This window comes from Serratia sp. 3ACOL1 (assembly GCF_003668775.1).
Taxonomy (GTDB): Bacteria; Pseudomonadota; Gammaproteobacteria; order Enterobacterales; family Enterobacteriaceae; genus Chania; species Chania fonticola.
On sequence record NZ_CP033055.1, the window covers coordinates 4662044 to 4684591 of the forward strand.

At 56.1% G+C, this 22548-nt stretch carries 19 protein-coding genes; 12 read left to right on the forward strand and 7 right to left on the reverse strand.

Annotated elements, in window-relative coordinates:
- Nucleotides 1–6: 6 nt before the first annotated feature.
- Complete coding sequence (locus D9980_RS21035) at nucleotides 7–1530, reverse strand: YifB family Mg chelatase-like AAA ATPase (RefSeq protein WP_121608342.1); 1524 nt, start codon at nucleotides 1528–1530, stop codon at nucleotides 7–9.
- A gap of 342 nt (nucleotides 1531–1872) precedes the next feature.
- Here D9980_RS21035 and D9980_RS21040 point away from each other — a divergent pair, with 342 nt between their 5' ends.
- The 8 genes from D9980_RS21040 to D9980_RS21075 all read left to right on the forward strand — a co-directional run bounded on the left by D9980_RS21040 (nucleotide 1873) and on the right by D9980_RS21075 (nucleotide 10526).
- Nucleotides 1873–3105 carry an MFS transporter gene (locus D9980_RS21040; protein ID WP_121608343.1) on the forward strand — a complete coding sequence of 411 codons (1233 nt, stop codon included), beginning with the start codon at nucleotides 1873–1875 and terminating at the stop codon, nucleotides 3103–3105.
- 133 nt (nucleotides 3106–3238) lie between these two features.
- Nucleotides 3239–3337 (forward strand): ilv operon leader peptide, encoded by a 99-nt coding sequence (gene ilvL, locus D9980_RS21045; protein WP_071681478.1) that lies wholly within the window; start codon nucleotides 3239–3241, stop codon nucleotides 3335–3337.
- Nucleotides 3338–3478: 141 nt separating this feature from the next.
- On the forward strand, nucleotides 3479–5125 hold the full coding sequence (gene ilvG / locus D9980_RS21050) for an acetolactate synthase 2 catalytic subunit (protein ID WP_121608344.1): 1647 nt from the start codon (nucleotides 3479–3481) through the stop codon (nucleotides 5123–5125).
- The gene (gene ilvM, locus D9980_RS21055) at nucleotides 5122–5379 is read left to right on the forward strand and encodes an acetolactate synthase 2 small subunit (protein WP_121608345.1); all 258 of its coding nucleotides are present in this window, start codon (nucleotides 5122–5124) and stop codon (nucleotides 5377–5379) included. Before ilvG ends, ilvM begins: the two co-directional genes overlap by 4 nt.
- A gap of 21 nt (nucleotides 5380–5400) precedes the next feature.
- Nucleotides 5401–6327 carry a branched-chain-amino-acid transaminase gene (gene ilvE, locus D9980_RS21060; protein WP_024482841.1) on the forward strand — a complete coding sequence of 309 codons (927 nt, stop codon included), beginning with the start codon at nucleotides 5401–5403 and terminating at the stop codon, nucleotides 6325–6327.
- A gap of 74 nt (nucleotides 6328–6401) precedes the next feature.
- Nucleotides 6402–8252 (forward strand): dihydroxy-acid dehydratase, encoded by a 1851-nt coding sequence (gene ilvD / locus D9980_RS21065; protein WP_024482840.1) that lies wholly within the window; start codon nucleotides 6402–6404, stop codon nucleotides 8250–8252.
- A gap of 5 nt (nucleotides 8253–8257) precedes the next feature.
- A complete protein-coding gene (gene ilvA / locus D9980_RS21070; RefSeq protein ID WP_121608346.1) occupies nucleotides 8258–9802 on the forward strand; it encodes a threonine ammonia-lyase, biosynthetic in 1545 nt (514 codons plus the stop codon).
- A 22-nt stretch (nucleotides 9803–9824) separates the two neighbouring features.
- Nucleotides 9825–10526 carry a DUF2461 domain-containing protein gene (locus tag D9980_RS21075; protein WP_121608347.1) on the forward strand — a complete coding sequence of 234 codons (702 nt, stop codon included), beginning with the start codon at nucleotides 9825–9827 and terminating at the stop codon, nucleotides 10524–10526.
- A 182-nt stretch (nucleotides 10527–10708) separates the two neighbouring features.
- Here the strand turns inward: D9980_RS21075 and ilvY are convergent, their stop codons facing one another.
- A complete protein-coding gene (gene ilvY / locus D9980_RS21080) occupies nucleotides 10709–11590 on the reverse strand; it encodes an HTH-type transcriptional activator IlvY (protein ID WP_024482837.1) in 882 nt (293 codons plus the stop codon).
- Between the two features lie 167 nt (nucleotides 11591–11757).
- On the opposite strand from ilvY, the gene ilvC reads away from it, so the two are divergent.
- Entirely contained in the window at nucleotides 11758–13233 is a 1476-nt protein-coding gene (gene ilvC / locus D9980_RS21085; protein ID WP_021181818.1) for a ketol-acid reductoisomerase, read from the forward strand.
- Between the two features lie 220 nt (nucleotides 13234–13453).
- On the opposite strand, the gene D9980_RS21090 is transcribed toward ilvC, so the two are convergent.
- Together D9980_RS21090 and D9980_RS21095 are read right to left on the reverse strand one after the other, a co-directional pair.
- On the reverse strand, nucleotides 13454–14386 hold the full coding sequence (locus D9980_RS21090) for a sugar kinase (RefSeq protein WP_024527662.1): 933 nt from the start codon (nucleotides 14384–14386) through the stop codon (nucleotides 13454–13456).
- Nucleotides 14387–14539: 153 nt separating this feature from the next.
- Complete coding sequence (locus D9980_RS21095) at nucleotides 14540–14743, reverse strand: 2-hydroxymuconate tautomerase family protein (protein WP_021181815.1); 204 nt, start codon at nucleotides 14741–14743, stop codon at nucleotides 14540–14542.
- 142 nt (nucleotides 14744–14885) lie between these two features.
- Between D9980_RS21095 and pdeH the strand changes: the two genes are divergently transcribed.
- Together pdeH and D9980_RS21105 are read left to right on the forward strand one after the other, a co-directional pair.
- Nucleotides 14886–15686, forward strand: coding sequence for a cyclic-guanylate-specific phosphodiesterase (pdeH, locus tag D9980_RS21100; RefSeq protein WP_202729016.1), 801 nt, complete (start codon nucleotides 14886–14888; stop codon nucleotides 15684–15686).
- A gap of 103 nt (nucleotides 15687–15789) precedes the next feature.
- Entirely contained in the window at nucleotides 15790–17835 is a 2046-nt protein-coding gene (locus D9980_RS21105) for an AsmA family protein (protein ID WP_121608349.1), read from the forward strand.
- Between the two features lie 7 nt (nucleotides 17836–17842).
- Here the strand turns inward: D9980_RS21105 and D9980_RS21110 are convergent, their stop codons facing one another.
- From D9980_RS21110 to yhjD, 3 genes are all read right to left on the reverse strand, one after another.
- The gene (locus tag D9980_RS21110) at nucleotides 17843–18595 is read right to left on the reverse strand and encodes a CDP-diacylglycerol diphosphatase (protein WP_121608350.1); all 753 of its coding nucleotides are present in this window, start codon (nucleotides 18593–18595) and stop codon (nucleotides 17843–17845) included.
- A gap of 92 nt (nucleotides 18596–18687) precedes the next feature.
- Nucleotides 18688–20010, reverse strand: coding sequence for an MFS transporter (locus tag D9980_RS21115; RefSeq protein ID WP_021807376.1), 1323 nt, complete (start codon nucleotides 20008–20010; stop codon nucleotides 18688–18690).
- Nucleotides 20011–20351: 341 nt separating this feature from the next.
- Complete coding sequence (gene yhjD / locus D9980_RS21120) at nucleotides 20352–21347, reverse strand: inner membrane protein YhjD (RefSeq protein ID WP_021181810.1); 996 nt, start codon at nucleotides 21345–21347, stop codon at nucleotides 20352–20354.
- Nucleotides 21348–21668: 321 nt separating this feature from the next.
- Here yhjD and D9980_RS21125 point away from each other — a divergent pair, with 321 nt between their 5' ends.
- On the forward strand, nucleotides 21669–22535 hold the full coding sequence (locus D9980_RS21125; protein WP_121608351.1) for a crotonase/enoyl-CoA hydratase family protein: 867 nt from the start codon (nucleotides 21669–21671) through the stop codon (nucleotides 22533–22535).
- The last annotated feature ends 13 nt before the right edge of the window (nucleotides 22536–22548 follow it).

The window sequence follows — 22548 nt, forward strand, 5'->3', positions numbered from 1 at the left end:
CATTTTTTATTCCAGGCTGCGGTGTAGCTGCAGCAGCAGGCGATCCATACTGCGATAGCTGAGCGCTTCGCTGAGATGGCGTTTATCAATCTGTTGTTCCCCCGTCAAATCGGCCAGCGTGCGTGCCACTTTCAGGATGCGATGCCAGGCTCGAACTGATAATCCCAGTTGGCTCAGCGTTTTCTCCAAAAACTCCGCTTCCGCCGTAGGCAAATGGCAATCCCGATCCACCTCGCGGTTACTCAACAGCGCATTCACCTTACCAGCCCGTGCCAGCTGCCGCTCGCGTGCCACCAGCACCCGCTGACGAACCTGTTGGCTGCTTTCCCCCGCATGGTGCTGCTTGGCCAGTACGCCCGGTGGCAGCAGTGGCACCTCAATCGATAAATCAAATCGATCGAGGAAGGGGCCGGAAAGTCTGCCGAGGTAGCGCAAAATCTGCTGCGGTGGCGTACGGTTGTGTATGCCCTGATAGTGCCCGGTTGGGCTGGGGTTCATCGCCGCAATCAGCTGCACCCTGGCAGGGAAGCGTACCTTGGCGCTGGCGCGTGAGATGACGATTTCACCGGATTCCAGTGGCTCACGCAACGCATCTAACACTCTCCGTTCAAATTCGGGTAACTCATCCAGAAAAAGCACGCCGTTGTGCGCCATGGAGATTTCCCCTGGACGCGGCAAGGAACCGCCCCCAACCAGGGCAGCCATTGAAGCGCTGTGATGCGGGGCACGAAACGGCCGCTGTCGCCATGGCAGGGTTTCATCAGGGTGATGTAATAAGCTGGCAACGGCGACGCTTTCCAGCGCCTCCCGATCGCTTAACGGTGGCAGCAAACCGTTGAGGCGGCTGGCCAGCATGGTTTTTCCGGTGCCCGGGGGGCCAAGCAGCAATAGGTTGTGGCCCCCGGCCGCGGCAATTTCCAACGCTCGCTTTGCCTGCTCTTGGCCAATGACTTCCTGCAGGTCGGCAGTTTCCGTTGACGTGGCAGCCGCAGGAGGCGCTACGGCGATTGGCAGATCCCCCTTTCCCTGCAAAAAAGCGCAAACCTCCAGCAAATGTTCCGCAACTCGGGTCGTGCTGTTGGGAAGCAACCCCGCCTCTTTGCCGTTGGCCGTTGCGAGGATCAGCTCACGCTTGGCCTCGGCTGCCGCTATTGCCGCCGGAATTGCACCGTGTACCGCCCTCAATGCGCCAGAAAGCGCCAATTCACCCAGGAACTCATAGTGCGCCAACTTATCTGCTGGCAACTGCTCTGAGGCTGCCAGAATGGCCAGCGCAATGGGTAAATCATAACGCCCCCCTTCCTTAGGCAGATCGGCGGGTGCCAGATTGACGGTGATGCGTTTGGCCGGAAAGGTGAAGCCGTTGTTGATCAGTGCGCTGCGCACCCGGTCACGGGCTTCTTTCACCGTGGTTTCCGGCAGGCCGACCAGTGTAAGGCCGGGTAATCCGTTGCTGATATGGACTTCAACCATGACCGAAGGCGCCTGCACGCCGATCGTGGCACGGGTATAGATTACCGCCAGTGACATATTGCTCTCCTCGCTGAAGGCAACATGATGCGTGAACAGCCCGATAGCCGCGCGCTGCTCATCGTCAACTTGCGTAGTGCTACAAAATTAAAAGTAATTTATTTCATCATGTTAGTGATGTTTTTCGAGTCGGTACGCATTTCGTTGTAATACCCCTTAACAATTACCACAAGGTTGCAACAAATTAGCAAGCTAACCAAGTTGCAACAGCAGGGCTAATGGGTGTATTTAACAATTGGTTAATATAAAAATCACTTCCTTAACAAAGCCCCGACCGCTACCGCACCCGCTGCGGCCGCCGCTAAACCTGATGACCTCGTACTCTACGGTAGGGATAACACTATGTTTGGTTGGACTCCGCTGCAGCGCAATGCGGCAATTGCCAGCTTTTCAAGCTGGACGCTCGACGCTTTCGATTTCTTTGTGCTGGTCTTTTTGCTCAGCGATATTGCTCAGGCTTTTCAGGTGGGGATGGAAGAAGTCACCCTGGCGATCCTGCTGACGTTGGCGGTGCGCCCGATTGGTGCGCTTATTTTTGGCCGTGCGGCGGAAAAGTATGGCCGTAAACCGATCCTGATGTTGAATATCGTGTTTTTCTCGGTATTTGAGTTGCTGTCGGCGGCCGCGCCTTCTTTGACCGTCTTCCTGTTGCTGCGTGTGCTTTACGGCGTGGCGATGGGCGGTATCTGGGGTGTGGCCTCTTCGCTGGCGATGGAAAGCATCCCAGACCGTTCGCGCGGCCTGATGTCCGGTATCTTCCAGGCGGGGTATCCGTTTGGCTATCTGTTGGCAGCGGTGGCCTACGGCCTGCTGTTTGAAGTGGTCGGTTGGCGTGGCATGTTCGTGATCGGGGCCGCGCCAATCCTGTTGCTGCCGTTTATCTACTTCTGCGTTGAAGAGTCGCCGGTGTGGCTGGCGGCACGGGTACGTAAAGAAAGCACCGCTCTGCTGCCCGTTCTGAAGAGCCATTGGAAGCTGTGTGTCTATCTGGTGCTGCTGATGGCGGCGTTCAATTTCTTCTCTCACGGCACGCAGGATATGTATCCGGCCTTCCTGAAAATTCAGCACGGTTTCGATCCTAAAACCGTCAGTATCATCGCCATTAGCTACAATATCGCGTCCATTATCGGCGGTATTTTCTTTGGTGCCCTGTCGGAAAGAATTGGCCGTAAGAAAGCCATTATTATTGCTGCCCTATTGGCGTTACCGGTGATCCCGCTGTGGGCCTTCGCCAGCGGTTCGTTCATGCTGGGGCTGGGGGCGTTCATGATGCAATTCATGGTGCAGGGCGCGTGGGGGGTGATCCCAACCTACCTCAACGAACTGGTACCAGCGAATACCCGCGCGGTGTTGCCGGGGTTTGTTTACCAGTTGGGTAACCTGATTGCTTCGGTGAATGCGACCTTGCAGGCCACGATTGCGGAACATCATGGGCAAAACTACGGCCTGGCGATGGCGATGATCGCCGGGACGGTGGCGATCGTGATCGCGGTGCTGGTGTATTTTGGCAAGGATACGCGCGGCAAAGCGATTGCGGTAGAAAGTAAAGCGCCCGGTGCGGGTGTTAGCGTTTGAATTTCATGCGCTTTGTTGCCGCTTTGACCCGACAGAGCCGAATAATAACGCAAAAAAAGTGTTGTCAGGTTACCGGCTGCTATGGTAACTCTGTAGGCATTAGTTCGAAACGAGCACAGTGAACAAACCGATTATGAAAGCCCTAGCCCAAGTGATTAGCCTAGTCGTGATTAGCGTGGTGGTGATTATTATCCCACCGTGCGGGGCTGCACTTGGACGAAGAAAGGCTTAGAAAACAAGCCGGAATCGCAAGATAACCCCCGCACCCAAAAGGTCCGGGGGTTTTTTTATGCCAAGAAAATGTGAACAAGGAGCAGAGAATGACCAACAGAATAAAATCCTGCGCTTCCCGCAACAAGGCGGGGAAATAACCATGAATGGTGCTCAGTGGGTAGTTCAAGCGTTGCGTGCACAGGGGGTAGACAAGGTATTCGGCTATCCCGGTGGTGCGATCATGCCGGTCTACGATGCGTTGTATGACGGCAGGGTTGAACATCTGCTGTGTCGTCATGAGCAGGGTGCGGCGATTGCGGCTATTGGTTATGCCCGTTCCAGCGGCAAAGTTGGCGTCTGTATCGCCACCTCTGGCCCTGGCGCGACCAACCTGATCACCGGGTTGGCGGATGCGCTGCTGGACTCGGTGCCAGTGGTTGCGATCACCGGTCAGGTAGGCTCTGCGCTTATCGGTACCGATGCTTTTCAGGAGATCGATGTTCTGGGCCTGTCTCTGGCCTGTACCAAACACAGTTTCCTGGTGGAGTCGCTGGAAGCGCTGCCAGGGATCATGGCAGAGGCTTTTGCCATCGCCACCAGCGGCCGCCCAGGCCCGGTACTGATCGACATCCCGAAAGACATCCAACTGGCGCAGGGCGATTTGCCTCCTCATCTGATGCCGGTAGAAGACCAGTTTGAACATCCTACGGCGGAGCTGGCTATGGCCACGCAGCTGCTGGCACAGGCGCAGAAGCCGATGCTGTATGTGGGCGGTGGCGTGGGGATGGCGCAGGCAGTCCCGGCATTACGGAAATTTGTCGAGCTGACGCAGATCCCAACCGTGGCGACCTTGAAAGGCCTGGGCGCGCCGGATGCCAACCATCCGTATTATCTCGGCATGTTGGGAATGCATGGCACCAAAGCTGCCAACTTCGCCGTGCAGGAGTGTGATTTATTGATAGCCGTGGGCGCGCGTTTTGACGATCGGGTGACCGGCAAGCTGAACGCCTTTGCGCCGCACGCCAAGGTGATCCACATGGATATCGACCCGGCGGAAATGAGCAAGCTGCGTCAGGCGCATGTGGCCCTGCAAGGGGATCTGAAGACGCTGCTGCCAGCTCTGCAACAGCCAATGCAGATCGCCCCCTGGCTGCAACGAGTGGCCGAACTGAAAGAAACCCACCCTTGGCGTTACGACCATCCGGGCCAACCGATCTATGCTCCGTTGCTGCTCAAGCAACTGTCTGAACGCAAACCGGCCAATACCGTGGTGACCACCGACGTGGGCCAGCACCAGATGTGGACCGCGCAGCACATGAGCTTTGAACGCCCAGAGAACTTCATCACCTCTAGCGGGTTGGGGACGATGGGCTTCGGTATCCCCGCAGCGGTAGGTGCGCAGATGGCACGCCCGGAGGACATGGTGATCTGCGTGTCCGGGGATGGCTCCTTCATGATGAACGTGCAGGAGCTGGGCACCATCAAACGCAAACAGTTACCGCTGAAGATCGTGTTACTGGATAACCAGCGTTTAGGGATGGTTCGCCAGTGGCAGCAACTGTTCTTTGATGGCCGTTACAGCGAAACCAACCTCTCCGATAACCCCGATTTCCTGATATTGGCCAGCGCCTTCGGTATCCCCGGCCAACGTATTACCCGCAAAGACCAGGTCGCAGACGCGCTCGATACCTTGCTGAACAGCGAAGGGCCTTATCTGCTGCAGGTTTCCATTGATGAACTCGAGAACGTCTGGCCGCTGGTGCCGCCGGGCGCAGGCAACGAAACCATGTTGGAGAAAGTATCATGATGCAGCATCAACTCTCGATCCAGGCCCGCTTCCGCCCTGAGATGTTAGAGCGCGTATTGCGCGTTGTCCGTCACCGTGGCTTCCAGGTCTGTGCTATGAATATGGCTTCGGGCATCAATAGCGACGATATAAATATTGAATTGACCGTTGCCAGCCAGCGCCCTGTGGATTTACTGTCATCTCAGTTAAGCAAACTGATGGATGTCTCCAGCGTTGAGATCCAGCAACAATCATCACAACAAATCAGCGCCTGATGGCGCAGAAGGAATAACACAATGACGAAGAAAGCCGATTATATCTGGTTCAATGGTGAGATGGTTCCCTGGGCCGATGCCAAGGTTCACGTAATGTCGCATGCGCTGCACTACGGAACGTCGGTATTTGAAGGAGTTCGTTGCTATGACTCCCATAAAGGCCCGGTAGTATTCCGCCACCGTGAACATATGCAGCGTCTGCATGACTCGGCCAAAATTTACCGCATGCCGGTAACGCAAAGCGTCGATGAGCTGATGGAAGCCTGCCGTGCTACGCTACGTAAAAACAATCTGGTCAGCGCGTATATTCGTCCTTTGGTGTTTGTTGGTGATGTTGGCATGGGCGTTAACCCACCGGCAGGCTATAAAACTGACGTGATTATCGCGGCGTTTCCTTGGGGCGCGTATCTGGGTGAAGAAGCGCTGGACCAAGGTATCGATGCGATGGTCTCTTCCTGGCACCGTGTGGCACCAAACACCATTCCTACCGCGGCTAAAGCCGGGGGCAACTACCTTTCCTCACTGCTGGTGGGTAGCGAAGCACGCCGCCACGGCTATCAGGAAGGTATCGCGCTGGACGTTCACGGCTATATCTCTGAAGGCGCAGGCGAGAACCTGTTTGAAGTGAAAGACGGCGTGCTGTTTACTCCACCGTTCACCTCTTCTGCCCTGCCTGGTATCACGCGTGACGCGATCATCAAGCTGGCAAAAGACATGGGCTTCGAAGTGCGCGAGCAAGTGCTTTCCCGTGAGTCTCTGTATCTGGCGGACGAAGTGTTTATGTCCGGCACCGCGGCGGAAATCACACCGGTGCGCAGCGTGGATGGTATTCAGGTTGGGATCGGCAAGTGCGGTCCAATTACCAAGCAGATCCAGCAGGCGTTCTTTGGCCTGTTCAGCGGCAAAACCGAAGACAAGTATGGCTGGCTCGATCCGGTTAATCCGTAAATAACAACGACAGACAAGACTAAACGGGCGGTTCGTTCGCCGTCCGTAATATGACAATTTTTGGAGTGAAGAGCATGCCTAAGTACCGTTCCGCCACCACCACCCACGGCCGCAACATGGCGGGTGCCCGCGCATTATGGCGCGCGACCGGGATGACCGACGACGATTTCGGCAAACCGATTATTGCGGTGGTCAACTCCTTCACCCAGTTTGTGCCGGGCCATGTGCACCTGCGCGACTTGGGCAAGCTGGTTGCAGAACAGATCGAAGCCTCTGGCGGTGTTGCCAAAGAGTTCAACACCATTGCGGTGGATGATGGGATCGCCATGGGCCACGGCGGCATGCTCTATTCTCTGCCGTCGCGCGAGCTGATCGCCGACTCGGTGGAGTATATGGTGAATGCCCACTGCGCCGATGCGATGGTGTGTATTTCCAACTGCGATAAGATCACCCCAGGGATGCTGATGGCGTCATTGCGCCTGAATATTCCGGTGATCTTCGTTTCCGGCGGCCCGATGGAAGCCGGCAAAACCAAGCTTTCCGACAAAATCATCAAGCTGGACCTGATCGATGCGATGATCCAGGGTGCCAACCCGAACGTCAGCGACGCCGACAGCGCGCAGATCGAGCGTTCCGCTTGCCCAACCTGCGGCTCGTGCTCCGGGATGTTTACCGCCAACTCCATGAACTGCCTCACCGAAGCGTTGGGCCTGTCTCAGCCGGGCAACGGCTCGCTGCTGGCGACCCACGCCGATCGTAAGGACCTGTTCCTGAACGCCGGTAAGCGCATCGTTGAACTGACCAAGCGTTACTACGAGCAGGACGATGAGAGTGCACTGCCACGCAGCATCGCCAACAAGGCAGCGTTCGAAAACGCCATGACGCTGGACATTGCGATGGGCGGCTCCACCAATACCGTGCTGCACTTGTTGGCTGCGGCACAGGAAGGCGAGATCGACTTCGCCATGGCGGATATCGATCGCCTGTCCCGCAAAGTGCCACACCTGTGCAAGGTGGCGCCAAGCACTCAGAAATACCACATGGAAGACGTGCACCGTGCCGGTGGTGTGCTGGCCATTCTTGGCGAGCTGGATCGCGCCGGGCTGATGAACCGCGATGTGGATAACATCCTGGGGATGAAGCTGCCAGAGACCCTGGAAAAGTACGACATCATGCTCACCCAGGATGAGGCCGTGAAGAAAATGTTCCGCGCAGGCCCGGCAGGTATCCGTACCACCCAGGCATTCTCACAGGACTGCCGTTGGGACACTCTGGACAACGATCGTGCCGATGGCTGTATCCGCTCCTTGGAAAACGCCTTCAGTCTGGAAGGTGGCCTGGCAGTGCTGTATGGCAACATGGCCGAAGACGGCAGCATCGTTAAAACCGCTGGTGTGGATAAAGACAACCTGACCTTCCGTGGGCCAGCCAAAGTTTATGAGAGCCAGGACTCAGCCGTTGAGGCGATCCTGGGCGGTAAAGTGGTGGCAGGCGACGTAGTGGTGATCCGCTACGAAGGGCCAAAAGGCGGGCCAGGCATGCAGGAAATGCTCTACCCAACCACCTATCTGAAATCGATGGGGCTGGGCAAAGCCTGTGCGTTGATCACCGATGGTCGCTTCTCTGGCGGCACTTCCGGTTTATCCATTGGTCACGTTTCGCCGGAAGCGGCCAGCGGCGGCCTGATTGCGCTGGTGGAAGAAGGTGACATGATCGATATCGATATCCCGAAACGCAGCATGGTGCTGGATGTGCCGGAGAGCGTACTGGCAGCACGCCGTGAGGCGGAACTGGCACGCGGTGATGCGGCCTGGACACCGAAAGCGCGTGAGCGTGTGGTGTCTTATGCGTTACGTGCTTACGCTACGCTGGCCACCAGTGCCGATAAAGGCGCAGTGCGGGACAAGAGCAAGCTGGGAGGCTAACCACCATGGCGGTATCACAACCCCTACCCGACGCCCCCTGCGGCGCGGAATATTTGCGAGCGGTGCTCCGCTCGCCGGTTTACGAGGTGGCTCAGGTCACCCCGTTACAGACCATGGGCAAGATCTCTGCGCGCCTAGGTAATACCATTCTGGTGAAGCGCGAAGATCGCCAGCCGGTGCACAGCTTTAAGCTGCGCGGGGCTTACGCGATGATCGCCAGCCTGGATGAAGAGCAGAGGGCGCGTGGCGTGGTCACTGCCTCTGCGGGCAACCATGCACAGGGCGTCGCCTTTTCCGGCAACCGTTTGGGGATCAAAACCCTGATTGTGATGCCGGTGTCGACAGCGGATATCAAGGTTGATGCGGTGCGCGGTTTTGGCGGCGAAGTGTTACTGCACGGTGCCAACTTCGACGAAGCCAAGGTCAAGGCGATTGAGCTCTCGCAGCAGCAGGGCATGACTTTCGTGCCCCCGTTCGATCACCCGGCAGTCATTGCCGGGCAGGGCACTTTGGCGATGGAGCTGTTGCAGCAGGACGCGCATCTGGACCGGGTGTTTGTCCCGGTTGGCGGTGGCGGCCTGGCGGCCGGTGTGGCGGTGCTGATCAAGCAACTGATGCCGCAAATCAAAGTGATTGGCGTGGAAGCCCAGGATTCGGCCTGTCTACGTGCAGCGCTGGATGCCGGGCAACCGGTCGATCTGGCGCGCGTTGGGCTGTTTGCCGAAGGCGTGGCGGTAAAGCGCATCGGTGATGAAACCTTCCGTCTGTGCCGTGAATACCTTGATGATGTGATCACCGTAGACAGCGATGCGATCTGCGCAGCGGTGAAAGATCTGTTTGAAGACGTGCGGGCCATCGCCGAACCTTCTGGCGCACTGGCGTTGGCGGGGCTGAAAAAATACGTGCAGCAGCACAATATTCAGGGTGAGCGGCTGGCCCACGTGCTTTCCGGTGCCAATGTGAATTTCCACGGCCTGCGCTACGTGTCCGAACGCTGCGAACTGGGCGAACAACGCGAAGCGCTGCTGGCGGTGACCATTCCAGAACAGAAGGGCAGCTTCCTGAAGTTCTGCCAACTGTTGGGCGGCCGTGCGGTTACCGAGTTCAACTACCGCTATGCCGATGCCGACAACGCCTGCATCTTTGTCGGTGTCCGCCTGACCCGAGGCCATACCGAGCGGCTGGAAATCATCGATGAGCTCAACCGTGATGGCTATCAGGTAGTGGACCTGTCCGACGATGAGATGGCGAAACTGCACGTGCGTTACATGGTTGGCGGGCGGCCTTCGAAACCGCTGCGTGAGCGTCTGTACAGCTTTGAGTTCCCAGAGTCACCGGGCGCTCTGCTCAAGTTCCTGCAAACGCTGGGCACGCACTGGAATATTTCGCTGTTCCACTACCGCAGCCACGGCACCGATTTTGGTCGCGTGCTGGCAGGGTTTGAGCTTTCGCAGACCGAGCCAGAGTTTGAGCAACACCTGCAGGCGTTGGGTTACGACTGCCATGATGAGACCGACAACCCGGCCTTCCGGTTCTTCCTGCAGGGCTAACATCGGCGACAAGGATTAGCGTATGAGTAATGAGTTCACCGGGTTCAGCCAACAAGGGCTGGACTTCCTGCAACAGGTGCGGATCGAGAACGACAAGGAGTGGTTTGATGCCAATCGGGGCGTGTATGACCGTGAGCTGTTAACGCCGTTCCGTTCGCTGGTGGATGCGCTGAGTCCTGCGATGCTGATGATTGACCCGCAGTTTGAAACCCGTCCGGCCATTGGTAAAACGCTGTCGCGCATTCATCGCGACACGCGTTTTTCCCATGATAAATCCCGCTACCGTAGCCGCATGTGGCTGACCTTCAAGCGGCCAAGCAAAGACTGGAAGCTGGCACCGGTGTACTTCTTTGAACTGGGGCCGGACATGTTGCGTTATGGCCTGGGTTATTACAGCGCCGACAAAGCCACCATGGATCTGTTTCGCCATACCTTGCTGCGCAGGCCACAGCCGTTTTTGGAGGTGGCCGAGTGCTGCCGCGCACCGTTCGAGCTGGTGGGGGAAAGCTACAAGCGCCCGCGAGTGTTGGAGCAGGCACCGGAGATTGCCACCTGGTACAACCGCAAATCCTTTGCGGTGATGGCCACGGATAATCAGGTGGAAAAGCTGTTCAGCGCCGATCTGGTCGCTACCCTTACGCAGAGTTTCCAGCAGTTGGAGCCGCTGTACCAGTGGCTGATGCAGGTAGAGACGATGAAGCAGATCGACCCCGCAGACCTATGAATACCCGTCGTCTTTCAAGCCACAGCGTTGTTGGCTGCACTCACTCACCCCAGTCACTTACCCAAAAGTAAGCTCCTGGGGATGAGCGAGCTGGCCGCCTAGCTGTGACTTGAAATCCATAGGGTATTATTAAGTTGTGATAAACAACCTCATTGAGTTTTGAGTGGGAATCGCACTTCTATTCACAAAAGTTGCCAGAACGCCTCAATCAGCGGTTCGTTGAGGCGTTTTTTCGGCACGCAGACCCCCAGTTCGAACGGCTCGACCATCGAGATATTCTCCAACTGAGAGATGCGGTTGCGAACCGGCTCCGGGCTATTGTCTACCACCACGCTGGGGATCAGCGCGATACCGCAGCCTAATGCCACCATAGAAACAATCGCCTCATGCCCGCCGACGGTGGCGTAAATCAGCGGATTGGTGATGTGCTGGCGGCGGAACCACAGCTCGATGCGTTTTCGGGACGGGCCATGCTCCGGCAGGATAAACGGCATATTGGCCCAGTCTGGCTGCTCGGCAAAAGCCTGCGTTCGTACCGCACACGGCAGAGCGGGAGCAATCAGCACCAGCGGGATCTCACCGATTTGGGTGAAGGCGACGCTGGTGGGGAGGGTTTCAGGCCGCCCGGCGATACCGAGATCGGCTTCGTTAGATTGCACCTTGTCCACCGCATCGGCGGCATCACCGGTGGTCAGCTTGATTTCCACCAAGGGATGCTGAGCACGGAAGCGGTCGAGGATTGGCGGCAGATGGCTGTAAGCGGCAGTGACCGAGCAGAACAAACGCAGTTCACCACTCAGTGAAGGGCCGTGCTGGCCAAGCGAATGTTTCAACTGCTGATACTGCAGCAGCGTTTGTTGAGCAAACACTTTCAGCTGTTCACCGGCATCGGTCAGCTCTACGGTGCGGTTATCACGCAGAAACAGTGACTGCCCAAGCGTTTCTTCCAGCCGCTGGATCTGGCGGGAAAGCGTGGAGGGGCTGACGTGCATCGCCTTGGCCGTGCGGCCAAAGTGATGGCTTTCAGCCAGGTGCAGGAACAGCTTGAGATCACGTAAGTCCATAATCAGTACGCTCGCAGCGGGGTGTTGCAGAAATTGCAACGTCACGTTCGTAATATATCAATTTAAGCAACGCAATTCCTGTTATACATTGGTTTCAACGGATCCCGTACCGACAGGGTTGGGATGAAAATAATATTGCACGACACAACATTAACTGGAGCATCACCATGGCTAACTATTTCAACACATTGAACCTGCGTCAGCAGTTGGCGCAATTGGGTAAGTGCCGTTTCATGGCGCGTGACGAATTTGCGGATGAAGCCGGTTACCTGAAAGGGAAAAAAGTGGTGATTGTCGGCTGTGGTGCTCAGGGTCTGAACCAGGGTCTGAACATGCGTGACTCCGGCCTGGACGTGGCTTATGCGCTGCGTAAAGAAGCGATTGCCGAGAAGCGTGCCTCATGGCGCAAAGCCACCGAGAACGGCTTCAAGGTTGGCACCTACGAAGATCTGATCCCGCAGGCCGATCTGGTAGTTAACCTGACTCCAGACAAGCAGCACACCTCAGTAGTTCGTGCTGTTCAGCCGCTGATGAAAGACGGTGCTGCGCTGGGCTACTCCCACGGCTTCAACATCGTTGAAGTGGGCGAGCAGGTTCGTAAAGACATCACCGTAGTGATGGTTGCGCCTAAGTGCCCAGGTACCGAAGTGCGTGAAGAATACAAACGTGGTTTCGGTGTACCAACGCTGATCGCGGTTCACCCGGAAAACGATCCAAAAGGCGAAGGCATGGCGATTGCCAAGGCATGGGCGGCAGCTACTGGCGGTCACCGTGCAGGCGTACTGGAATCTTCCTTCGTGGCAGAAGTGAAATCTGACCTGATGGGCGAGCAGACCATCCTGTGCGGTATGCTGCAGGCGGGTTCTCTGCTGTGCTTCGACAAGCTGGTATCTGAAGGTACCGATCCGGCGTACGCAGAAAAACTGATCCAGTTCGGCTGGGAAACCATCACCGAAGCGCTGAAGCAGGGCGGTATCACCCTGATGATGGATCGCCTGTCCAACCCGGCGAAACTGCGTGCCTATGCGCTGTCTGAGCAGCTGAAAGGCATCATGGCTCCGCTGTTCCAGAAGCACATGGATGACATCATCTCTGGCGAGTTCTCCAGCGGTATGATGGCAGACTGGGCCGCAGACGATGTGAAACTGCTGACCTGGCGTGAAGAGACCGGTAAAACCGCTTTCGAAACCGCGCCGCAGTTTGAAGGCAAAATCAGCGAGCAAGAATACTTCGACAATGGCGTACTGATGGTAGCAATGGTGAAAGCGGGCGTTGAGCTGGCCTTCGAAACCATGGTGGATTCAGGCATCATCGAAGAGTCTGCTTACTACGAATCACTGCACGAGCTGCCGCTGATCGCCAACACCATCGCGCGTAAGCGTCTGTATGAAATGAACGTGGTGATCTCCGATACCGCAGAATACGGTAACTACCTGTTCTCTTATGCGGCGGTACCGTTGCTGAAAGAGTTCATGACCACTCTGCAGGCGGGCGATCTGGGCAAATCTGTTGCTGGTACCACCGTTGACAACGCGCAGCTGCGTGACGTGAACGAAGCGGTGCGCAACCACCCAATCGAATCCGTTGGCCGCAAACTGCGTGGTTATATGACCGATATGAAACGTATCGCGGTAGCCGGCTAAATACCCGTCGTCTTTCAAGCTGTAGCGTTGTTACCTGCACTATCTCACCCCAGTCACTTACTAAACGTAAGCTCCTGGGGATGAGATAGTTTGGCGCCTAGCTACAACTTGAAATCCATAGGGTATTAAGATTGGTTTCGAGTCCAATAAACTCGGTTCAGTGCACCAATTAAAAAGGCCAGCATAGTTGCTGGCCTTTCGCCTATCTAGACGACGGGTATTATTGTGGCATTGCTTCGCGTGGGATAATGGCCCCGCGATACTGGATCACCGTGCTGGCGGTCAGGTGGCCACGTTTGGCCGCGCTAACTGCATCACCGCCAGTCAGGCGCACTGCCAGATAACCCGCGCTGAAGGAATCCCCGGCGGCGGTGGTATCAATCACTTTCTCTTTTGGCAGTTTGACCGCCGGTACGTCGTGGGTTTCCCCATCGGCGCTGAACACCAGGCAGGAATCTGCGCCACGCTTAATCACAATCTCACTTACGCCAAAGTCGCGGGTACGGCTCACCACCTGCTCAACCGGCTGTTTACCCCACAGTAAATCTTCATCATCCAGCGTCAGGAAGGCGATGTCGGTACAGGCCAGGATCTCGCGATAGGCCTGCTGAGTCTCTTGCTGGTTTTGCCACAGCCGCGGCCGATAGTTGTTATCGAAGATCACTTTGCCGCCGTTGGCCCGGCATTGGCGCAGCAGGGTCAGCAGTTTTTCCCGGCTGGCAGGGTTGAGGATCGCCACGCTGATACCGCTCAGATACAGGTAATCAAACTGCGCCAGCTGCGCGCACAGGCTCTCTGCCTGCGGGCCATCCAGCCAGTAACGGGCGGCAGCATCGTTGCGCCAATAATAGAAGGTGCGCTCGCCGGTATCGTCGGTTTCGATCACGTACAACCCCGGCAGCTTGTTGTCCAACTGCTGGATCAGATCGGTTTTCACCTGCTCCTGCTGCCAGGTTTGCAGCATTTCCCGGCTGAAGCTGTCGGTGCCCAGTGCGGTGACGTAATGCACGTTCAGCGCCTGTTGCGGCACTTGGCGGGCAATATAAACGGCAGTGTTGAGAGTGTCGCCACCGAATCCACGGCTGAGATCGGCGCCTTTCTGCGACAGTTCGATCATGCATTCGCCGATCACGGCGAGGTTTTTGCTGTTCATGATAATCCCTGGCTTGATAATGAGTCTGGTTGCTGCGAATACGTCCAGTCTCAACGCAAGGGCGAAGCGAGTCAATAGGAATAAAACAGCGTTTTAATTAGTTTATGATCGCGATCGGGAAACGCGTGGTTTCCCGCCGCTGAGGAAGGAAAACTACTTGGCCGCCGCGCGCAGATCGGTGACGCATTGACCACCAATCCCCCAGTTATCGGTTTCCACTTCATCGATTACCACCACGGTAGTGGCCGGATTTTTGCCGAGCGTATCGACCAACAGTTGGGTTACACCCGCGATTAGCTGTTTTTTCTGCTCCGCGGTTGCACCCTCGCGGGTAATTTTGATATTTACGTAGGGCATTAAAATTTCCTCTTGTTATCGAAACGTTGCATGTAGGTAATGGCTTAATGTAGGGACCTTTTACCCAAGCTTAAAGTTTTATTGTGCGTTGCCGATAACAAGATCGACAAATTTCCGGCAACGTTATCGTTCCCATTCCCTAATGGCGATAGTACCGATGATAACCAACATGATCTCTGGTCTACTGACGCCATTGTTTGCCGTCTGGCAGCGTGCCAAAGTCTTCCGTTACTGGCGACAGTGTCGGCGTTTGTATACTTTTCAACCCATTTACCGCACCTGCGGCAAACTGCTGGCGGTGGAGTTGCTCACGGCGGTACATCATCCGGCGTCACCGGGCAAGCCGGTATCCCCAGAACATTACTTTGCCGCGCTGGGGCTACGTCAGCGCCTGGCGGTCATTCAGGAACAGCTCGATTTACTGCAGCAATGGCAGACGTTGTTTACCCGTCATGCGCTAATGGTCTCCATCAATATCGACGGCAAGGCCTTACAGGCCCTACAGCGGCACCCGGCAATGCAGCGGCAAATCAGCATCATGCCTTATCTGCGTTTTGAGCTGGTTGAGCATGCGGACAGGGCGTTAAATGGGCCACTGCAGCATATCCCCGGGGCGGAGCGCCTGTGGCTGGATGATTTCGGTAGCGGGCTGGCGAATTTCTCCGCGGTCAGCAGTTGGCGTTATCAGTATATCAAGGTGGCGCGCGAGCTGTTTATGTTGCTCAAACAGAGCGATGAGGGCATCCAGCTGTTTTTTACCCTGGTGCGCCTGATGAGCCAGCACAGCGACGGGGTGATTGTCGAAGGGGTAGAAACAGAGCAGGAATGGCGACTGGTACAGCGCTCTGGCGCGTTTGCCGCCCAAGGGTATTACCTTAGCCGCCCTGCACATTTTGACCAGCTTAAAACCCTGCCTACGCGGTTTATTGCCCCCACCCCCTGACCCATTAGTTCCCAAAGCGTGAACTCTAGCCTATCCTCTACTAGGCTTTCAGTAAGGTTGCTTATCAATTTGAGCAGTCTGCTATCGCCTCGAGGGAACCGTTATGACAAGAACAGGCAAAACATTTAGCTGGATTGGCGGCATCGTGCTGCTGATCATCGTGGTTTTGGTGGTGTTTATTACCACCTTCGATTGGAACCGTCTCAAACCCACCATTAATAGCAAAGTCTCTGCCGAGCTGCAGCGCCCGTTTGCTATTCGTGGCGATCTGGGCGTTAACTGGGAACGTCACCAGGATGAGGGGGGATGGCGTGCCTGGGTACCGTGGCCTCATATCCACGCCGAAGATATTATGCTGGGCAACCCGGCCAAGATACCGGGCGACGAGATGGTCACACTGCAACGTGTCGATGCCTCGATCGCGCCATTGGCGCTGCTGGGCAAAGAGGTGCTGATCCCGCGTATCTGGTTGAAGCAGCCAAATGCCTCGCTACAACGCTTGGCGAACGGTGACAATAACTGGACCTTCAACCTGGCCAACAGCGCCGATAAAGACCCCAACCAACCACAGTCAGACTGGTCGGTCAGCATCCACGATATCGTGTTCGATCGCGGCCAGATTGATTTTAAAGACGCCACGCTCAAGGCCGATTTCCAGGCGTTGATCTACCCACTTGGCAAGCCTCTGCCCTTTAGTGAAGTTGCGGGTAAACAGCCGGGGGATAAAGCGACGACGCCGGATTATGTTTTCGGCTGGAAGGTTAAAGGAAAATACCACGGTGAAGCGCTGTCAGGCAGCGGCAAGATGGGTGGCATGCTGTCACTGCAAAGCGCTGATATACCGTTCCCACTGCAGGCCGATGTCCGTTCCGGCAATACCAGAGTGCAGGTCGCGGGGACGTTGTCCGATCCGCTGAACTTTGGCGGTCTGGATCTACGGCTGAAATTCTCCGGTGACAGCCTGGGAAACCTGTATGCGCTGACCGGCGTGTTGTTACCGAATACCCCTCCTTATTCTACCGATGGCCATTTGATCGCCCAGTTGCACCAACCGGGCGGAGCGGTATTCCAGTATCAGGGCTTTGACGGCAAGATCGGTGACAGCGATATTCACGGTGATTTGAAGTACGTTGCAAGCCACCCTCGGCCCAAGTTGAGTGGTGAAGTGCTCTCCAAACAGCTGCGTTTCGCCGATCTTGCGCCATTGATCGGCGCAGATTCCAATCAGCAGAAAGCCAATCGTGGCGAGAAAACCCGCCAGCCGAGCGATAAAGTGCTGCCGGTTGAGAAGTTCGAAACCAAAAGCTGGGGGGTAATGGATGCCGACGTCAAATTTACCGCCAAACGTATTGAGCATGGCAGTTCGCTGCCGCTGAGCGATCTGAATACCCACCTTAAGCTGGATAACGCGGTGATCCTGATGGACCCGCTGCGCTTCGGCGTGGCGGGGGGCAACCTGAATGCCACCGTCCGTCTTGATGGTAGCAAGAGCCCGATGCAGGGGCGGGTAGATATGCATGCGCGTAAGTTCCAACTGAAACAGCTGCTGCCGAACGTGGAGTCGATGAAGCGCAGCCTGGGAGAATTGAACGGCGATGCCAAGCTAACGGGTAGCGGCAACTCGGTGGCCGACTTGCTGGCGACCAGCAGCGGCGACCTGCGCCTGCTGATCAATGACGGCGTGATCAGCCGCAGCCTGATGGAAATCCTGGGCCTGAACGTAGGTAACTACCTGGTAGCTCAACTGTTTGGCGATGACGAAGTGGGGATCAACTGTGCGGCGGCGGATGTCGGCATTCGCAGCGGGTTGGCGACGCCACGGCTGTTCGTGTTTGATACGGAAAACGCCATCATCAACATCACCGGCAACATCAATTTCGCCACCGAGCGGCTGGATCTGTCCATCGACCCGGAAAGCAAAGGGATGCGGGTGCTGACCCTGCGTTCGCCGCTGTATGTTAAAGGGACATTCAAAAAACCGGATGCGGGCGTGAAGGCCGGGCCGTTGATTGCCCGCGGGGTGGCTGCGGTGGCGTTGGGCGTAGTCGTTGCTCCGGCAGCGGCATTGCTGGCCCTGGTTTCACCGAGTGACGGTGGCGAGGAAAACCAGTGTGGCAAGATCCTGCAGCAGATGAAGAACAAGAAGTGACCCAATATTACTGTAGTACCTGGCAGCTGTGATCCTGGATCTCTTCGGCGGAGGCCAGATTCAGCTGCCATAGGTTACGTTTCACAGCCAACAGCAGGAAATCCCCTCCCGGCAAGGCCGTCATCGCCATGCCGTAGCTCCCCATGCTTTCACGTGCGCCCTCAACGCCCTGAGCCAGCAAACGGAATGCCCCAAGCTGCTTGAGTTCAGCAGCGCTGGCGCGGCGAGCCAAATAATCATGCCCCAGCAACCCACCAGGTAGCGGCTGCCAGCTTTCGCTGAAATCCCCTGGCAGCTGTGCCAGCCGGGTTTTTACCGCCGGTTGCAGGCAGGAAATATGAATATGCAGCTGATTTTGCGTACGGCCGTATTCGGAGTTGATCGCCAGTGAGATGGCGGCATCGTCGATCGGTTTACCGAGTTTATCCGCCATAAAATGCCGGGCCTGCCAGGCTAAGGCGAAGAAGTTGGCGGTGTCGGGTTGTAATACTTGCGGACTTTCGATGCCGGTGATTTTGGCCGTTGGCATCAACAGGTATTGCAAAGGCCCATTGCGGTCTTTCAGCACCACGAACCCTGCCTGCTCATCTACCTGTGCGCAGGGGGCCGGATTATGGTTTTGTTGCTGATTTGGCAGGCATTGCTGGCTGACGATATGCCACAGTGCATCCGGGTGGGCCGGTTTCAGACAGAAATAGGCGGCAATGGCGATAATAATCAGCAACGTAACAGACAAACAGAGCCATCGGCGCAATGACATGGGCGGGTCTCCTCAGCAAATGGGGGGATAGCATAGCCGGGATTTGTGACAACAGACAAACAGGCCCCCATAGGCAGGGGGCCGGGAGAGGATTACAGAGACGTGTGGCGGGTTTCTTTCATCAGCAGCAGCGCGATCAGCGTCAGGCTAGCCATGGCCGCCAGGTACATACCAACGTAGAACAGCCCATAGTTGTTAGCCAACCAGGTCGCAATATAAGGCGCTACCGAAGCCCCCAGGATCGAGGCCACGTTATACGAGAACGAGGCCCCGGTGTAGCGCACTTCTGTTGGGAACAGTTCAGGCAGCAGTGCGCCCATCGGGCCAAAGGTCAGGCCCATAATGCTCAGCCCAAGCAGCAGGAAAGCCATCACCAACAGCTGATTGCCGGAACCGAGCATGCTTGGGAACAGGAAGGCAAAGCCGATCATTAACAGGGTGATGACAATCATGGTCTTGCGGCGGCCAAAGGCATCGGCCAGCAAACCGGCGATCGGCACCATCACGCCAAAACCAATCACCGCCACCATCAGCATCCACAGGAAGCTGTTACGTGAATAGCCCAGCCCCAGCGGCTCTGCGGCCGTGCCGTAGGTCATGGAGTAAACGGTCATCAGGTAGAACAGCGTATAGGTAGCCAGCATGATGAAGGTACCCAGGATGGTGGCCTTTTTGTGCTTGCTCAGCAACGTCCCGAGCGGGACCTTCACCTGTTTGCCTGCTTTGGCCACCTTGGCAAAAACTGGAGTCTCGTGCAGCGAAATACGCACATACAGACCCACCAGCACCAGCGCGGCAGAAAGGATAAACGGTACGCGCCAGCCCCAGGTCATGAACTGTTCGTCAGTCAGCAACCAGGAGAGCAGCAGGAAGGTGCCGTTGGCGAAGAAGAAGCCGATCGGTGCACCCAACTGCGGGAAAGAGCCGTACAGCGCACGTTTGTTGGCAGGCGCATTCTCGGTGGCCAGCAACGCGGCACCGCCCCATTCGCCACCCAGACCCAGGCCTTGGCCAAAGCGTGCCAGCGCCAGCAGGATCGGTGCAAAGATACCAATGGTTGCATAGCTTGGCAGCAGGCCGATCAGCACGGTGGAAATCCCCATGGTCAGCAGTGAAGCCACCAAAGTCACTTTCCGCCCGACGCGATCGCCGAAGTGGCCGAATAGAGCAGAGCCGATTGGCCGTGCCACAAAGGCGATGGCGAAGGTGGCCAGCGATTGTAGCGTTGCAGCAGCCGGGTCACCCTGTGGGAAGAAGATATGCGGGAACACGATCACCGCAGCGGTGGCATAAATATAGAAATCAAAGAACTCGATGGCGGTACCGACCAGAGAGGCGACGATGACTTTTCCCCGGGAGTTAACCGGTGTGGACGCGGCATCGGCGTCCAAGGGGGTTGCGATGGTGGCTTGCATAGTTATTTCTTATATTTTGACTAGGGAAAAATTCATCTTAGTCATAGCAAAATGGCTTTTCAACGGGGAGATTTTGTACTATCTGGCAAATAAACTGTTAAAAAGACTAATGTTTTAACGAGTTGATGTTCTATGGTCGTTAACGTGGCGAAGTGAGCTATAAGCAGAGAGAATGACTGGAAAAGGTGCAAAGAAAAGTTATAGGGTAGTTTGTTATGCTGGTTTTGGCCGGTTGCTTAGTCTGGTTTTAGAATTATTGACTGCTTTTTGGTTTTATTATCGAAATAAAAAACCAGTCGCAACCTTGCGACTGGCATGAATGCAATGCTGATGGTGGATATTCACTTGCCCTGCGGCAGGGTTTTGTCCTCTTTATACTGTGCCGTGGCAATCCAGGCGGCGCAAAACAGCGTCAGGCGGGCAAAAAAGTAGAAGAATGCCATCAGCCCGATCACCGAGCCAAAGGCGGCGCCGGAAGGCGATTTGGCGACCTGCGGTAGCGTCATGGTCATCACAAACTTGATGGCTTCAAAGCCAATTGCGGCGATCAGCGTGCCGCGCAGCAGCGCTTTTTTCTTCGGCTTATGGCGCGGCAGCATCCAGAAGATCCACAGAAACAGCAGGTAGTTGGCAAAAATGGAGATCGATAGCGCGATCAGCGTCATCGCCGGCCGCAGCCATTCAATGCCATCCAGCCCCAACGCATGCACGATGGCCGCCTGGGCAGAACCCGCAATCGAGGTTAACGACAGTGTGACGATCAGTGCCACCACCAGACCGGTTAATGAAATAAAATCGCGGGTGTAGCGAAAATAGATTTTCTCCTGATCCTGCGGATTACGTTCCCAAACGTCACGGGACTGGGCGCGGATCGCCTCACGCAGATTGCCCATCCAACTGATGCCGGAGTACAGCGCCAGCGCCAGGCCGGTCAGGCCGACGGTGGTACGTTGCTGAATGGCGGTGTTCACCGTGTTCTTCAAGGTACTGGCCAACGTGGGATCGCTGATGCTATTGACGATCTTATTGATCAATTCGGCCAGCAGGTCCGGGTTGGATGCTAGCACAAAGCCCACGGCGGCAAACGACACCATCAGGATCGGAATCAAAGAGAGAAACGAGAAGTAGGTAATGGCGGCGCCAAACTGGCTGCCAAGACGGTCGTTGAAGCGTTCGGTGGCTCGCAGCAGGTGAGCGATGGTGGGCCAGGCTTTAACGCGCTCTATCAGGCGAGCGAACCCCGAAAGGCCTTTATCCAGTTTTTGGTTGCCGGTTTTGATGGCGATCGTCGGTTTCTCAATGGCCTCAGGCTGCTCTGGAGCGGCTTTATTCTGCATTACGTCACGGTATCCTTCAGATAAATCAATGGGCATGTGCTTGATTATAGCCAAATATGCCCTCGATTTGGTCGCTAATGGACGAGATTGGGTTAATTCTGATGATGGCCTCTACCAACAGCTGCGAGCAAGAGCGCTCGATTTTGTCCTATTCACCACACGTCTGTTTTTCTGCCGGATCCCTGCAATTTTATCTATCTCAGCGCCAGAAAGGCTTTTACTCATCTTATGGCGCGCGCTTTTTCACCCGGTATGCGCCTACTGCAGCCGTAGGGGCTGGAACGGTTATCTCCTGAATCAATAGATAAAATGGAAGGTCTTATGAAATTATTCAATCACCCCACCTGTCGCCCATTTACCGAAGCGGGCAACCTGTCGCAACTTTCCGCTTATTACGAGGAAGATCGCCACATTATGTGGATGCTAATGCGTGCAGAGCCGCGCCCTTGTTTCAATCAGGCGCTGATAGAAGACATCATGACGCTGGCGCAGGCGGCGAAAGAGTCGACGTTGCAGTTCGACTTTTGGGTCACCGGCTCGCTGGTGCCAAACATGTTTAACGTCGGTGGGGATCTGAGCTTTTTTGCCGAAGCGATCAAAAACCGCAAGCGTGAGGCGATGATGGCGTATGCCCGGGCCTGTATCGACTGTGTGCATGCCGCAGCACGAGGTTTTGATACCGGAGCCATCAGCATTGCCATGGTGGAGGGCAGCGCGCTAGGGGGCGGTTTTGAGGCGGCATTGGCGCACCATTTTGTTTTGGCGCAGAACAACGCACGGATGGGGTTCCCAGAAATCGCCTTCAATCTGTTTCCCGGTATGGGCGGTTATTCACTGGTAAGCCGTAAGGCAGGCATGCGCCTGGCGGAAGAGCTGATCTGGAGCGGGGAGTCTCATACCGCCGAATGGTTCGAAAGCTATGGGCTGGTGGATAAGCTGTTTCAACCGGGTGATGCCTATATGGCGACTCGTACCTTCATCGACACCATCAGGCCCAAGCTGAACGGTATGCGCGCCATGTTGCGCGCGCGTCAGCGAGTATTGCAGTTAACCCGCTCCGAGCTGATGGACATTACCGAGGATTGGGTGCACTCGGCTTTTACTATCGAGGAGAAGGATCGCCTGTACATTGAGCGGTTGGTGATGCTGCAGGATCGGCACACGCTTAATCAGCGTCACGCTGGCTAAGCGTTAATTCCCG